This is a genomic window from Nitrosovibrio sp. Nv4 (assembly GCF_900215485.1).
In the GTDB taxonomy this organism is placed as follows: domain Bacteria; phylum Pseudomonadota; class Gammaproteobacteria; order Burkholderiales; family Nitrosomonadaceae; genus Nitrosospira.
The window spans coordinates 1,708,784-1,723,609 of sequence record NZ_OCMZ01000001.1 but is presented as its reverse complement, the minus strand read 5'-3'; the positions used below and the strand labels follow the sequence as shown (position 1 = coordinate 1,723,609).

16 protein-coding genes are annotated in these 14,826 nt (G+C 52.5%); 4 read left to right on the top strand and 12 right to left on the bottom strand.

Going from position 1 to position 14,826, the window contains the following annotated elements:
* Positions 1 to 174 precede the first annotated feature (174 nt).
* Positions 175 to 414: a hypothetical protein gene (locus tag CRO05_RS15485; protein ID WP_159462705.1), complete on the top strand. Its 240-nt coding sequence runs from the start codon at positions 175 to 177 to the stop codon at positions 412 to 414.
* 346 nt (positions 415 to 760) lie between these two features.
* On the opposite strand, the gene CRO05_RS07760 is transcribed toward CRO05_RS15485, so the two are convergent.
* Positions 761 to 1,528, bottom strand: coding sequence for an MBL fold metallo-hydrolase (locus CRO05_RS07760; RefSeq protein ID WP_097066752.1), 768 nt, complete (start codon positions 1,526 to 1,528; stop codon positions 761 to 763).
* Between the two features lie 376 nt (positions 1,529 to 1,904).
* Positions 1,905 to 4,160, bottom strand: coding sequence for an EAL domain-containing protein (locus CRO05_RS07755; protein WP_097066505.1), 2,256 nt, complete (start codon positions 4,158 to 4,160; stop codon positions 1,905 to 1,907).
* Positions 4,161 to 4,768: 608 nt separating this feature from the next.
* On the opposite strand from CRO05_RS07755, the gene CRO05_RS07745 reads away from it, so the two are divergent.
* Positions 4,769 to 5,173 (top strand): phage holin family protein, encoded by a 405-nt coding sequence (locus CRO05_RS07745; RefSeq protein WP_097066503.1) that lies wholly within the window; start codon positions 4,769 to 4,771, stop codon positions 5,171 to 5,173.
* Between the two features lie 57 nt (positions 5,174 to 5,230).
* Here CRO05_RS07745 and bioD read toward each other — a convergent pair whose 3' ends face one another.
* The 5 genes from bioD to bioB form a co-directional block, all read right to left on the bottom strand.
* A complete protein-coding gene (gene bioD, locus CRO05_RS07740) occupies positions 5,231 to 5,929 on the bottom strand; it encodes a dethiobiotin synthase (RefSeq protein WP_097066502.1) in 699 nt (232 codons plus the stop codon).
* A 19-nt stretch (positions 5,930 to 5,948) separates the two neighbouring features.
* Entirely contained in the window at positions 5,949 to 6,839 is an 891-nt protein-coding gene (gene bioC / locus CRO05_RS07735) for a malonyl-ACP O-methyltransferase BioC (protein ID WP_097066501.1), read from the bottom strand.
* Positions 6,840 to 7,667, bottom strand: coding sequence for an alpha/beta fold hydrolase (locus CRO05_RS07730; protein ID WP_097066500.1), 828 nt, complete (start codon positions 7,665 to 7,667; stop codon positions 6,840 to 6,842).
* A 20-nt stretch (positions 7,668 to 7,687) separates the two neighbouring features.
* Entirely contained in the window at positions 7,688 to 8,845 is a 1,158-nt protein-coding gene (bioF, locus tag CRO05_RS07725; protein ID WP_097066499.1) for an 8-amino-7-oxononanoate synthase, read from the bottom strand.
* A gap of 61 nt (positions 8,846 to 8,906) precedes the next feature.
* Positions 8,907 to 9,944 (bottom strand): biotin synthase BioB, encoded by a 1,038-nt coding sequence (bioB, locus tag CRO05_RS07720; RefSeq protein ID WP_097066751.1) that lies wholly within the window; start codon positions 9,942 to 9,944, stop codon positions 8,907 to 8,909.
* A 178-nt stretch (positions 9,945 to 10,122) separates the two neighbouring features.
* On the opposite strand from bioB, the gene CRO05_RS07715 reads away from it, so the two are divergent.
* Entirely contained in the window at positions 10,123 to 10,839 is a 717-nt protein-coding gene (locus CRO05_RS07715) for a ComF family protein (RefSeq protein ID WP_097066498.1), read from the top strand.
* A 26-nt stretch (positions 10,840 to 10,865) separates the two neighbouring features.
* Positions 10,866 to 11,330 carry a tRNA (uridine(34)/cytosine(34)/5-carboxymethylaminomethyluridine(34)-2'-O)-methyltransferase TrmL gene (gene trmL / locus CRO05_RS07710; RefSeq protein ID WP_097066497.1) on the top strand — a complete coding sequence of 155 codons (465 nt, stop codon included), beginning with the start codon at positions 10,866 to 10,868 and terminating at the stop codon, positions 11,328 to 11,330.
* Between the two features lie 25 nt (positions 11,331 to 11,355).
* Here trmL and CRO05_RS07705 read toward each other — a convergent pair whose 3' ends face one another.
* From CRO05_RS07705 to CRO05_RS07685, 5 genes are all read right to left on the bottom strand, one after another.
* On the bottom strand, positions 11,356 to 12,357 hold the full coding sequence (locus CRO05_RS07705; protein WP_097066496.1) for an NAD(P)H-dependent glycerol-3-phosphate dehydrogenase: 1,002 nt from the start codon (positions 12,355 to 12,357) through the stop codon (positions 11,356 to 11,358).
* Positions 12,354 to 12,839: an SH3 domain-containing protein gene (locus CRO05_RS07700; RefSeq protein WP_097066495.1), complete on the bottom strand. Its 486-nt coding sequence runs from the start codon at positions 12,837 to 12,839 to the stop codon at positions 12,354 to 12,356. Before CRO05_RS07700 ends, CRO05_RS07705 begins: the two co-directional genes overlap by 4 nt.
* Before the next feature lie 384 nt (positions 12,840 to 13,223).
* Positions 13,224 to 13,727, bottom strand: a complete 504-nt coding sequence (gene secB / locus CRO05_RS07695) for a protein-export chaperone SecB (protein ID WP_097066494.1) — start codon at positions 13,725 to 13,727, stop codon at positions 13,224 to 13,226.
* 252 nt (positions 13,728 to 13,979) lie between these two features.
* Positions 13,980 to 14,237: a glutaredoxin 3 gene (gene grxC / locus CRO05_RS07690; protein WP_097066493.1), complete on the bottom strand. Its 258-nt coding sequence runs from the start codon at positions 14,235 to 14,237 to the stop codon at positions 13,980 to 13,982.
* Positions 14,238 to 14,657: a rhodanese-like domain-containing protein gene (locus CRO05_RS07685; protein WP_235001329.1), complete on the bottom strand. Its 420-nt coding sequence runs from the start codon at positions 14,655 to 14,657 to the stop codon at positions 14,238 to 14,240. It lies immediately after the preceding gene.
* Between the last annotated feature and the right edge of the window lie 169 nt (positions 14,658 to 14,826).

The window sequence follows — 14,826 nt, the reverse complement described above, 5'->3', positions numbered from 1 at the left end:
CCCTCACGGCATGCGACAGACCAAAACAAGCACTGCCCGAGAATTCGACGACTTACGGAACCAGAACCGAAGAAGGTACAACCTTGGATCAAGAACGTGGTCCCGCCGGTGCAGAAGCACCAGCCACTAAGGCTCCGGACGATAAGGTTTCCGCCGCACCGGCTGCAGAGGAAGATGAATACTCCGGGCAAGCTGTTCTTCCTGGACACGCGCTTGATGGCAATGGCAATCCCCTCCCGCCGGGACAAAGCGCCATCCCCGCAGGTCATTAATAAAAAAATAGTACGTGGCAAAAAAGCCATCCTCAGGGATGGCTTTTTTTATTGCTTTAAAGGCTTTAAAGAATGCAATAACTTCGGCATCAACCTCATTCTCAAGCTTGCAGTTGAACGACGCGGGCGTTTCATTATATAATTAACGCTTTGTTACAAATAACTTAGAGGTAATAGATAATGAAACGCACGCTCCTCGCTGCTATCTTGGCTGCCATAACGGTGACTGCCTGTGGTAAGCCGAACCAGGCGCTTCCCGAACAGGAAAAAGGGAACTTCGCAAAAATTACTTCGCCATCCGGTGCCTCGGATAAGCCTGCTGCCCCATCAGATGAGACTGCCCCCGCTGAGGCCAAAGAATAATAAGACGGACGTTCTCAAACCGAATTTCAGTAACAGCCCCGGATTTCAGCGGGGAAGGGGCTGAAAATAATCCCGGAATGCCAAAAAAGCCGCCCCGCAGGGCGGCTTTTTTGTGCCGGTGCGAATCAGATCAGCTGACGCCAGCCGAAACCATCACTCTGGTCGGCAACACCGATCCAGTCTATTCCACAGTTTAACGCACGGCTCAACATAGTCTGAGCAAGCAGTGGAGTATTGTTTTTCTGGCTCAGATGAGCGGCAATTACGTGCTGAAGACGGCTGCAATCGAGACTTGCTAGAAGATTCGCTGAGGCAGAGTTCTCAAGGTGACCAAAACGCCCTCCAACACGTTGCTTGAGGCTGTGGGGATAATTGCTGTTCGCGAGCATCTGCGCATCATGATTGCATTCCAGCACAAGTGCGTGGCAGTGACTCAGGATCGATTCGATGTGGGGTGTCGAACAACCGGTATCGGTCAATACGCCCAGTCGCAACGCGCCATCACCGAATACAAATTGTGCCGGTTCCTGGGCATCATGCGGAACCGGATAAGGCTCGATCTCGATATCTCCAATGGAAAATCGCTGGTACCCCCCTATAATGTTAAGCATGGGTAACAGATCAAACTTCTTCTCCACGCTGCGCAACGTACCGTGGGTCAACCATACCGGAGTACCGAATTTGCGCGCGAACCGCGCTACCCCGCAGATATGATCGCTATGCTCGTGAGTCACCACGATTGCGTCGATCATGCCGGGCTCTAGGCCGAGCCGGGAGAGACGAATAATGGTTTCCTTGAGCGTAAATCCACAATCCAGTAGTAATCGGGTATCCGCCACCTCGACGACAAGACCGTTACCCTGTGAACCGCTACCTAAACAGGCAAAGCGCATGCTTGGTGAAAAAGAGAAATTTTTGAGAGGCGCTCTGGAGCGTATGAAGGTATATTCTATCCGATTCTGCCTCAACAGCGCATTGCTCTTCCTGGCAGCCTGTCGGACTTGAAGAATCGAAGCGAAAAAGTGACTGGGTGAGGACAGATTTTGAGGGTTTTGAAGGCCAATAGTTATTCTATTGGAAAAAGCGGCGAAATATGGACCAGCCATATGCTTTTGCAGCCGATTTCCTTTAAGTCCGACAGGCTGCAAGCTAACCGCACGCTTTTTGAATACTGGCTGTCCAGCCTGCCCTGCCTTACTCGATCATATGACAATATATTAACCGGGCCTTATGCAGGGTTATCGTATCAATCAAATAGTCTGGCATCCATTACAGGATGAGAGATTGCGCCGGCTTGAGAAACCTGTTTCCATGCAAAAATAATTCGGAAATCTCATTCGCGGGAAGCGGACGCGCAAAATAGTAACCCTGAATTTCGTCACATCCTCGTTCGCGTAGAAAATCAAGTTGTTCAACTGTTTCTACACCCTCGGCAACCACCCTGACATCAAGACTATGCGCCATTTCGATGATCGCTGTCGTAATTGCAGCGTCTGCGGGATTCGTGGTGATTTCCGCGATGAAAGAACGGTCAATTTTCAGCACGTCGATTGGAAACCGCTTTACGTAGGCGAGGCTCGAGTAGCCAGTCCCAAAATCATCAATTGAAATTTGAATCCCCAACACCTTAAGCCTCTGTAGAACACCGGTCGTTTTTTTTGCATGCGTCATCAAAGAACTTTCAGTCAGTTCCAGTTCCAGCAAATCAGAATCGATGCTGTTCTCTCTAAGCGCCCTTTCGGTTTGCAATTCAAATTCGAGCAATTCCGGATGCACATCGTTTTGCCGGGTGGCGCGAATAACGTCCTCGCTTAGTGTACCTTGTGAAAACTGCCTGCCGGATACGTTGACGGACACGGGAATTTCTCCAACCCCCAAAAGCCGCCATTCGGCGATCTGTTTACACGCGCTCTCGATAACCCAGGCCCCCACCCGATTGATCAATCCGGTTTGTTCGAGGACCGATATGAACTCCAGGGGAGCGATGAATCCGTGTCCTGGCCGCTTCCATCTTATCAGTGCCTCGACGCCTGTAATCCTGCCCGTCGAGAGATCCACCTTCGGCTGATAATGTAAAACAAACTCATTTCGATCGAGTGCATGCCGCAAGGCATTTTCCTGATTAAGCTTTTCGATCGCTCGCGCGTTCATTTCGGCCGTAAAAAAGCGGTAGGTATCCCTGCCCGCTTCTTTTGACCGATACATGGCTATGTCGCTATTTTTGGCAAGTGTATCCGCATCAAGGGAATCTGTCGGATAAACACTGATTCCAATACTCGCGGTTACGATGATTTCATGGCCTTGCAAACTGAAAGGCCGGCGTAATGCTTCTCTGATTTTACTTGCAACGACTCCCGCGTTCCCTGAATTGTCAGGAGTTACCAGAATGCACCCGAACTCATCGCCACCCACCCGGGCGATCATATCGGTAACACGTAGACATTCCAATAAACGAAGACTGAACTGACGCAGCAGCTCATCCCCGATTGCATGTCCCAGGGTGTCATTTATATTCTTGAAATTATCAATATCAAGAAATAGTACCGAAATGATCCGGTTATTCATTTCTGCTTGCTTGATAAGCTTCCGGAGCGACTCGTCAAACAGATTACGGTTGGGAAGATTGGTGAGCGCGTCATAATGCGCGAGCTGCAGTAGCCGCTGATCAGCTTCTTTGCTATGCGTGATGTCATCCATAATCCCCACAACGCGGTGCACACCCGCCAAATCCTTTATCGGAAAGGTACGTGTACGCACCCAGCGTATTGTATTGTCCGAAAGCAGCAACCGGTAATCATGGTCCACGCCCCCATGCGATAACTCACCTGTTTCGCGGATAACACGCTGCACATCTTCAGGGTGAACCGCCTCAAAAAATTTCGCCAGTTTGTCGCCACGAGCGACACGCAGCCCAGTCATTTTTTCCCATGCGGGATTAATATAGCGAAACGTTTCGTCATGGATATCCCAAACCCAGAAGACTTGAGGAAGATTACCGGCAAGCTGATCGAACAGCTCTTCCGTTTCGCGCAAGGGGGCGGTCCGTTCGCTGAGCGTGGTTTCCAGACCTGCAACAAATTGCTGCAACTCTTTCTGCAACAACCGGATCTCCAGAACGTCTCGGATATGCGTTAATACCTCGAGCCGATCAAAGGGCTTGGTTATGAAACCTTTAGCTCCGGCCTGCAACGCACGCTCTTTATGCTCTGGCTGGGCAGTGATCACCAGAACCGGAAGGCAACCACTGGATTCAATTTGCGGCCCGGTTTTCCCTTCGATTTCCGATTCGATCAACTTGAGACCTTCCATTACCTCGAATCCATCCATTTTTGGCATCATCAAATCGAGCAGGATGAGATCGTATCGGTTGGTGCGATGGAGATTGCAAACCTCAAGCGGATTCACTGTAGAGGTGACCGACGCGTAGCCCGCGCTGGACAACATGCCGCGGATCAGTTCGACATTACCCTTCCTGTCGTCGACGATCAAAATGCTGGCATTAAAAATATCCGAAGAAGTGGTCATTGAATTCCGGTTGAAAAATTAATTAAAACTGCGAATAAATGCTTTAACCCTTTACTGTCCATCCTATTTGGGAGATTCCCTTCTCGCTCAACACCATGGCCCATGCGATGTATGGCATCACATTCCCTGTAGTAACCTTTATCCGCCCCAGACAGAAAAATGATATCGATTCCCCTTTCCCTGGCGACGAGATAAACAATTGCTCGAACGCATCATAGTCCTGTTCAGGCGGAGCAACAATTCTTGTTACAAAGCCATCATTCACAATCTGCAAGCCAGAGATCAGTCATAGAAGACGCTATTCAAGATAAGTAAAGATAAGCAGAATTCGTGCCAGTATTTAAAGCACTGTTTTTTGGTCATGTAGCGGTTTTTGCGGGCAGATGAGAATATCTATTGTAAAATTTGCCGATAAGAAGGCCGACGGTTGTGTCATGTCTACCGGCAATCTTTCAGGTAACCTTCGGTATCCTCAAATAGCCAAGAACCAGGTACAAGAATAATGATAAATGGAAATCCCGCGGCGTGAATATCAGATCTATCCGCGCCGGTTATTTAATAATAACGTGTTCGACATTCGGTGGATTGAATAAATCCGGGACTGGGCAATGCTGGACAACGTAATGGCGTTTTTGGCCCATTGGGGAATAACTGCGCTCTCGCTTTGGGTGGCGAGCTTCATTTTTCACGGTATTTCGTTTGCCAATAAAAAATCCCTGCTGATATCGGCGCTCCTGCTAGGTTTTGCTAATGCTGTAATCAGGCCGGTCATCATCATACTGACGATTCCGCTGACACTGATCAGTTTCGGGTTCTTTTTGCTGGTTATTAATGCCCTGATGCTGCTTCTGGTATCGACGCTCGTTCCAGGGTTCAGGATTTCGGGGTTCTGGACAGCATTTTTTGCGAGTATCGTCATAACCATTCTTGGCATATTCGTAGGTATGCTCATATTTCAATCAGAAGAAAATTTGCTCAACACTCCCCCTGCGCACCAAGGTGTAATGGTCTGAATACCCGATTATGCTGCATGGTTATGAGAGCGGTTCTCCGACTCCGCATGAGGCGGATTAATGGGAAGATGAGTTGATACAAAAGCCATCTGGTTCCATTTTCGCAATATCCAGCAACGCCGACAATTTCCTGGCGTCGGGATTTTGTTCGAATGGCAGCACCCCCAGCAATGGGCAATCCAGCCGCTGTTCCAACGCAAGTACATTCTCAGCGAACACGGCCATTTGCGGTTCGATACAGTTCGCCACCCATCCAGCAAGCAGCAGCCCGGTTGCCCGCACAGCCTGGGCGGTCAGCAGCGCATCGCTAAGACAGCCAAGTTGCATCCCTACCACCACTATAACCGGCAGACCCAAAGCCTGTGCCATGTCAGCGCCGTCCTGACGGTCATTCAACGGTACGAGAAAACCGCCAGCGCCCTCAACAATCACGACATCGGCGACTTTTTGCAATTCCAGGTAGGCTTGGCGGACGACGTTGATGTCGATGTTGACGCCTGCCAGGCTTGCCGCGATATGCGGCGCAATCGGCGGATTTAGCGCATAAGGATTCACCTGTTCTCGCGGAGCGGCGACCGTGCTTGCCGCTGCGAGCGATTCCACATCATTCCATTTTCCATTCTCGCGGCCGGCCGCAACTGGCTTCATCCCCACGGTAGTCTTGCCGCGCGCACTCAAGGCATGGAGCAAGGCGCAGCTGGTCAGGGTCTTGCCCACCCCCGTGCCGGTACCGGTGACGAAATAACCTTTCGTCATAAGATGCGTGTCGAATCTCTCATAGCAGGCCGAGCTGCCGTCTTGTCTCGGGCGTGAGTATGTCTTTGCGTGACTGTACCTTCCAGGCATGGCCGTAAACCACTTCAAAAGTCGCGGGCAGTTTTCCTTCCAACCGCAGGGTTTCGTAATGGCTTATCGCCTTCTGCCATGCAGTCCTGCCGGTAAGCCCTCGCCGCCTCCCCTGAGTAACATTATGAGCGCCGATGGCTTTTAGGTCCTGCATCACACCCATCACATCGTCATAGGTCAGCGTGATATATTCCATATCCATGACAGGTGTAGCGAAGCCGTTATGCACCAGCATGTCGCCGATGTCGTGCATGTCGGTGAAACGATTGACGTGACTGTAACCATCCATGCTGCGGAATGCCTGGCGCAATTCTTTCAAGGTATCGGGCCCAAAAGTGCTGAACATGAACAAACCGCCGGTTTTCAGGACCCTGTGCACCTCGGCAAATGTCTGCTTGAGGTCATTGCACCATTGCAGCGTCAGATTGGACCATACAAGACCCACGCAGGAATCTATAAGGGGCATCTGCTCTATGTCCCCGCCTATGTAGCTGGTCTGATTGCCCGCTTGATTCCCCCAAATCGCCAAAAATTTCCGCCACCCCGAGACTGCAGGGCGCGCCTGGATGTGCATTGCCGGGGCGATATCGATTGCCAGCATCCGGGCAGCCGGGTAGCGCGTGAGCAGCTTGCGTGTACCGTAACCCGTGCCGCTCCCGGCATCGAGAATGACATCAGGGACATATTTGATGTAATCGAGACGCGACAGCATTCGGTCGCACACTTCGCGTTGCAGGATTGCCGCCTGGTCGTAAGTCGCCGCTGCCCGCCCGAAAGCGCTGCGCACCAGGCGCTTGTCGATAGTATGATCGTAGGTCACTTAATTGCCCAACCGTGACAGCCGAACCAGACTGTCCGCAAATTGATCAGGATAAGATAAAAAAGGAACGTGGCCGCAGTTCGGCAGCATGATGAGTTCTGAATTTCGCAATTGCTGATGCATCCATCTTGCTGCATCAGGATGGGTGATAGCATCGTTCTCGCCATGAAAAATTAAAACCCTCTGATTGATATTCTTTATTTTCTCCCGCAGATCGCTAGATAACAGAACCTGTAATCCCGCCTCCAGCGCGGTCGTATCCGGGTCCCCTCGTTCCAATAAGTTCTTGCGTAGCTGCGCTAACACACGGGTATCGCTGCCACCGCTCACTTGCAAGGTAAGAAACCTTTTCATAGTCGTTCTGTAATCCCGCTTCAGATTCTGCGTGAATAACTGTAGCGTCGCGGCATCCATCCCCCCATCCCAGTCGTGTTGCGAGCTTTCATGTGGATCTTTGCATTTGACAAAGCAGGGTGTCGTGGAAATCAATGCGATTTCCTTGACACGCAAAGGTTCGCGCAGTGCAAGTTCGATTGCGATCTGCCCACCCAGCGACCATCCGCAAACAATACAGTTCGCCGGTAAAACACCTGCGATCATATCAACAATGTGCTTCAGCGCGCCGCCTTGCAAACCCGATACGCGAGCCGGAATGAACCCCGGACCGAACCCCGAGCTGAAACCGTGCCCAGGCAAATCCACGAGATGCAGGCGGAAATGCTGCGCCAGATCATCGCGTACGTCCCGCCAGACGCCGCTGTGCATGGCCCAGCCATGCAGCATAACGAGATCGGGACCGACGCCAATGGATTCAACATGAAGGCTCATCGTTTATATGCACAAGCTCATCAAATTTGGCTGTCCAGCTCTTTCAGAGCGGTTGCGAGGCGTGCGATGTCTTCCATCTTATGCGTCGCGGACAGCGAAATCCGCAGCCGCGATCCGCCTTGCGGAACCGTAGGCGAGCGGATTGCCGGAACCAGGATTCCTCTCTCCCGCAACGCGTCACTGATCCGCAACGCTTTTTCATTCTCGCCAATGATCAAAGGCTGGATGGGAGTAGCCGATGGCAGCAGCTTCCAGCGCAAAGGATGCAATTCCTGTTTTAGCGTTGCGATAAGTTGTGCCAGCTTTTCTCGCCGCCATTCCTCGCTTTCGATCAACTCCAGGCTTTTCAGCAAGGCGTGAGACAATAACGGCGGCGTTGCTGTGGTATAGATGTAGCTTCGTGCCTGCTGAATCAGGGTTTCGATAACCTCTGCTTGTGCAGCAACGAAAGCCCCGAATACGCCTGCCGCCTTGCCAAGGGTTGCCATGTAGATGATGCGTGGCGAACTGACATTAAAATGGGCCAGAATTCCCCTCCCCTGCGGTCCAAGCAAGCCAAAGCCGTGCGCATCATCAAGCATCAGCCACGCATCGTATTTTTCGCACAATGACAGCAGGTCGGGAACTGGCGCAATATCCCCATCCATGCTGAACACGGCGTCGGTTATCACCAGTTTTCTTTTGGCAGGTGACACGGAAAGCTGACGTTCCAACGCATTCATGTCGAGGTGCGGATAGCGGCTAAACTTCGCACGGGAAACAAGTACGGCATCGTTGAGTGAGGCATGGTTGAGCTTGTCGCCAAATACTGCATCGCCACGGCCCGCCAGCGCCGTCACCACCCCTGCATTTGCCATATATCCCGTCGAGAATAATAACGCGCGGGGAAGCCCCGTAAGGCTCGCCAGCGCTTCCTCCAGCGCGTGGTGCGCCAACGAATGCCCACTGATAAGATGGGAAGCCCCTGCTCCGACTCCATATCGGCGGACGCCTTCGCAGGCTGCTGCGATTAAACGGGGATGGTTGGCGAGACCGAGATAATCGTTGCTGCAAAACGCGATATATTCCCGCCCATCCACCGAGACCCGCGTATTCTGGGCGCTTTCCAGCGTCAGACGACGGCGATACAGCTTTTTCCTTTCCCGGCTGCGCAGGTATTCAGTGAGATCGTTGAGCATTCCGGTGTTAACCCGATGGGGGCCGGGCGAAACGGATGGATAACACGGATGGGGCGTGGGATTATATCGAACGGAGCCCCAGTTTATGGAACAACGCCTTGTCCCTTTCAGCTTCCGGGTTGCCGGTGGTAAGCAATTTATCACCGTAGAAAATGGAATTGGCTCCAGCCAGAAAACACAGTGCCTGCACCGCATCCGACATTTCCTGCCTGCCGGCCGAAAGCCTTACCATTGCTTTGGGCATGGTGATGCGCGCGGCAGCAATAGTGCGCACAAATTCCAGCGGATCGAGCGCCGCAGTGCCATGAAGCGGCGTGCCTTCCACCTGCACCAGATGGTTGATGGGAACGGATTCGGGATAAGGATCGAGATTGGCCAGTTGGCCGATCAGGCCAGCACGGGCACGCCGCGTTTCGCCCATGCCGACAATGCCGCCGCAGCAAACGTGAATTCCCGCGCTGCGAACTTTCTCCAGGGTATCCAGCCGATCCTCGTAATTGCGGGTGGTAATGATTTCATCGTAAAATTCCGGCGCTGTGTCGAGGTTATGGTTGTAATAATCGAGCCCGGCTTGCCTGAGTTGCTCTGCCTGGCCTGACTTCAACATGCCTAAGGTGGCACAGGTTTCAAGCCCCAGCGCTTTTACGGCGCTAACCATTTCCACCATTTTTTCGATGTCGCGCTGCTTGGGCCCACGCCACGCTGCGCCCATGCAAAAACGCGACGCCCCCTGCGCTTTTGCGGCGGCAGCCGTTGTCACGACCTCATCGAGGGACAACATATCCTGATTTTCCACACTCGTGTGGTAGCGCGCCGCCTGAGGGCAGTAGCCGCAGTCTTCTGGGCAGCCGCCAGTCTTCACTGAAATCAATGTGGAAAGCTGCACTGCATTGGCATCGTGATATTGGCGATGAACCAATTGCGCGCGATGAATCAGGTCGCTGAACGGCAAATCCAGCAGTGCCTCAATGCGGGAAACATCCCAGCGCAGCGGTTCGGCAACCGTACCGGGCGGTTCAGCGAGTCTATCGGTAAGTGTGTCAGCTGCACCCGAACCTGTTTCCAAAGCGGCAGTTATGTCGGAAGTAAGTTGGCTCATACCGTATTTATGATGCTTTATGTTTTGCTCAATGATTAACTGAGTGATTAACTGAGCCATCGACTGAGCGATTGACTGAGTACCTGCGCTACAATGAACGAAAAAGAAGGGAGCAGGAAAAGCGCCGAGTCAATCTCATCCTGGAGAATCGCACCTATCATCACGGATTGCATCGTCGTTGTCAATTTTTTGCAGGAAATTTTTGAACAGTCGATTAAATATTAAGCAGGCGCTATTAAGCAAAAGTTGCCTGCTCTGCGGCGGTGCCGCTCAAAGTGACTTTTGCTCGCCGTGCGGGGACAGCCTGCCTCATTTACCGCCACATTATTGCCCTGTCTGTGCATTACCTGCGACGGAATCGCGCGTGTGTGGCGCTTGCCTGGCTAATCCACCCGCGTTCCATCTTGGTCTGGCAGCAGTGAATTATGCTTTTCCGGTAGACGCGTTACTTCACTCCCTCAAATACCAGAAAAATCTTGCCATAGCACCCGTGCTGGCTGATTTGCTGGTAAGGCGGATAGACGCCGGCGCATTGCCGGATTTCATCGTGCCGATGCCACTCCATCCTGTGAGGTTGCGTGAACGGGGTTTCAATCAGGCGCTCGAGATTGCCCGGCGCGTATCGAAAAGGTTGGACATTCCGCTACTGCCCGCCATCTGCCGCCGTGTCAAGGATACTCCCTCCCAGACGGGACTGCCATGGAAGGAACGCGGGAAAAATATCCGGGATGCATTCGCCTGCGAGACTGATCTTTCAGGCAAGCGCATCGCTATGTTGGATGACGTGATGACTACCGGTTCAACCCTGAATGAACTGGCAAAGATACTGCGCAAATGCGGCGCTGCTCACATAAGCGGATGGGTAGTGGCGAGAACGCTTTCCGGTGATTCGTAAAAGCGCTTTGAGAATCCAGACCGGCCATGCTCGATGTAATCCTCTACCAGCCTGAAATCCCGCCCAACACCGGTAATATCATCCGTCTGTGTGCCAATACGGGTTCAAAGCTGCATCTCATCAAGCCGTTGGGCTTTATCCTGGAAGATAAACAATTAATTCGCGCCGGACTTGATTACCATGAGTTCGCCAGCGTGATGGTTCACGCAAGCTGGACCGAATGCGTCGAGCACCTGCACGGGCACCGCCTTTTTGCGGTCTCTACCAAGGGAAAACGACGCTATGATCTGGCTGCCTATGCGAGCGGCGATGCATTTCTTTTCGGGGCGGAAAGCCGCGGATTGCCAGCGGAAATATTGGACAGTTTCCCGGAACAACGCAGAATCCGCGTACCCATGGTATCTGATAGCCGTAGCCTCAATTTATCCAATACGGTTGCAGTCGTGGTCTACGAAGCGTGGCGGCAAATGAGATTCGAGAAAGGCATATAGAATCTTAAAAAAAACCGTTCCCGGTTCAGTAATTTTCTGTCTTCGGTTCGCGGTTGAGCAGCGTTTCCACCGCCACTCTTGCCGGCACGCCATCATCGAGTATGCTGCATACAGCCTTCGTAATTGGCATCTCCACTTTCAGTTCCTGACTAAGCCGCAACACTTCCCGCGCCGTGTGAACGCCTTCGGCAGTGTGTCCCAATTCCAGCAGTATGTCTGGTAACGGATGGCCTGCTGCAAGCGCCAGCCCCACCCGGCGATTGCGGGACAGATCTCCGGTGCAGGTGAGTATCAGATCTCCCACTCCGGTTAACCCCATAAAGGTTTCCATGCAACCGCCCAGCTTCAGGCCCAACCGGGTTATTTCCGCCAGACCTCGCGTAATCAATGCTGCCCGGGCGTTGTGACCAAACTCCATGCCATCACAAATGCCTGCGGCAATCGATATGACATTCTTGACCGCACCGCCCGTTTCTACGCCCACGACATCCTTGGACGAATAAACCCGCAGCCGGTGGGTGTGCAATTGGGCAGCAACGTTTCGCGCAAATTCCTCGTCATGAGATGCCACAGTCAGAGCCGTAGGAAGCCCCTGCGCCACTTCATGGGCAAAACTGGGACCTGACAATACCCCGTAAGGCGCTACGCCGGCATATTCCTCTTCCGCCACCTGATGGGGTAACCTCGCAGATTGTGCCTCGAATCCCTTGCATCCCCACACCACCGGAACGGTTTTTCCGCTGGCGGCAACCCCCTGCAATGTCTCGCGTAACCCGGAAACCGGAACAACGATCAGAGCAAGTTCCGCGACCTCAAGGGCCGCACCGAGGTCTGAGGTCAATCGCAGTGAATCAGGCAAAGGGAAAGCGGGAAAATAGCGCCGGTTAACGCGCTGGGAAGCAAGCTCGGCAATATGACGTGGATTTCGCGACCATAAAGTCACCTGATGGGAAGCGTTGGAGTTGACGCTTAGACTGATGGCCAGCGCCGTGCCCCACGCCCCCGCGCCCAGGACGGTTATTCTCACGAACCCCAGACCTGATTGGTCCTGATGTAGCCCTGCTGCCCGTCGGGGTGACGTACCCTGACCCAGCCATTTACCGCGGGCTCAAGCAATTCCATGATGACGTTTTGCTGCGCCTTGAATACAAGCGCGGAATTTACATTCGCAGTGTGATAAGCCTCTGCCAGCGGTACGTTAACAATAACATAGCGCTGTTCGCTCAAGACTTTTTCTTCCACCCAGGCAAGAGTGCCTTCACTATCGCGAATCTTGACCCAGCCTTCGACTTTTACAACCGCCTCTACTGGCAGGTTGCGGCTCGCGACGTACAATTTGACCGCCTTGAGAGACGGCGCGTCATACATGATTGCAGCGTTATCGTTTATCGAAAAAAAATCGAACGCCGCGACGGCATGCGCCGAAAACATCAACGCCACCATTCCCGGCACTGCGCGGCCCAGGCTCTGCGGCAATCGTTTCAGCAATGCGGCACACACAAACTTCATGTTTAACCTAAATCCGGTAGTTGGACGGGGTGGAGTGTGCGATTTTTGGGGTGCGGGGCAAGGCGCAATGACGCGGAATGGTGCGACCGCGCAGGGCGGAGCAGTGCCTTCCGCAGGAAGGTGCGACTCCGTAGCGGAATGCGGACGCCATGAAACGCGGTCGCGGCATCCCCTGCGCTGCCCGATCCCCGCTTTGCGGGGCCCCTCGTGCGACGCTTCGAGGCGCCCCATTCCAAGGAGTTGCAACGCAGCCATGTGCCGCAAAAACCGTGCAATCCGCCCCGTAGCGGACACGTCCAAAAGATGAAGATCAAGTGATACAAAAAGCTTTTGTGGATCATAACCCTAAACTGAAAAATGAGCGGTCAACTGCCGGATTTAGGTTTAATGCGTCACTTTTTGTGTTTCTTCCGCCTTTTCCGGTGTTGCAGCCTTCTGCTCAGCCTGCTGTTTTCCCTGATAGTAAAGCGCTTCGAAATTCACCGGGTTTAAAATGACAGCATGAAATCCGGCACGGGTCACAGTATCAGAAACGGCTTCACGCAAGTATGGAAAAAGTATATTGGGGCACGCAATGCCCAACACGGGGTCCATGTCAGCTTCCGGCACATGGCGAATCTGAAAAATACCCGCCTGCTTTACTTCCACCAGAAACATTGTTTTCTCCTTGACCTTCGCGGTGACGGTTATTGTCAGCAATACTTCATACATGCCTTCGTCGATACGTTCACCTTTGGTATGCAATTGTATATTTACCTCTGGTGTCTCGCGCTCAAGAAAAATTCCAGGCGCATTGGGTATCTCCAGGGAAAGGTCTTTGACATAGAGTTTTTCAATGGTGAAAACCGGCTGCTGCTGCTGATTATTTGTATTTGTATTGGGTTCCATAAGGGTAATCCGGAAAAGGAGTAATCAAAAATACAGCGTAAAGTATCTGCATCGCAGAGGTAAAAACTATCCCGAAACCGAAACAGCCGGCACGCTATGCAGGCTGCACATTGTATTCAGGTCGTACAAGGCATGAACGGCATAAATTTAACGGCGTTTCGGAGAGCACCTGGAAAGTAACATGGGCGAGTATTGTATTCGCCGCACTGATGCTGCCAACCAGCGTATCCTGCTTCTTCGCAAGCGGTGCCATCAAGTGGTCAGGAGCTTTACCAATCCATTGCTGCGATCGAGCTTTGCCAGATCGTCATAACCCCCTACATGGGTCTCGCCTATGTAGATTTGGGGCACCGTACGGCGCCCGGTTTTTTTTATCATCTCGTCACGTCGCGCAGGTTCCAGGTCAACACGAATTTTTTCTATTTCCTTCACTCCCCTGGCACGCAACATTCGCTCCGCCATTATGCAATATGGACAAAAAGCGGTGGAATACATGACTACCCTAGTCATTTAACCCCCTCTTTTGTTTTTCACTATCGGTAAATTCGCCTGTCGCCATACATCGATACCACCCGCCAGGGTGCGCACATGGGCAAACCCATTACTGCGCAGGAGCGCGCCGGCTTTGCCGGTAGAGCTCACGCCGCTTCGATGTATCAATATAATGGGCTTATCCTTGAACTTCTCAAGTTCCTGAAGGCGCTGTTCGAGTTTGTCTCCGGGGATATGTCTTGAGTTGGGGATGTGGCCCGCTTCATATTCACTGGCTTCGCGAACGTCCAATACCAGCGCGTCCTTGTAATTGATGAGTTGAACCGCGACCATTGTATCCACCTCCTTACCGGAGCGGCGCAACAACGGCCATAACAGCATGCCGCCGCTCGCCAGGGCAGCTATGATCAGGGCAATATTACTCTGCAGGAATGACACGTACACGCTCCTTTATATACTTAACCGGGGATTTTATCAGAGACGGGAACGTTGCGGAATTCTCGTTCCGGGCGAAGACGGGAATATAACCTTCGTGAGCCCTTCGTCAACCGTCCGACGGCGGGACTCATCCGATGACCGGATTTGCGAGCGACATTAAACACGTTAA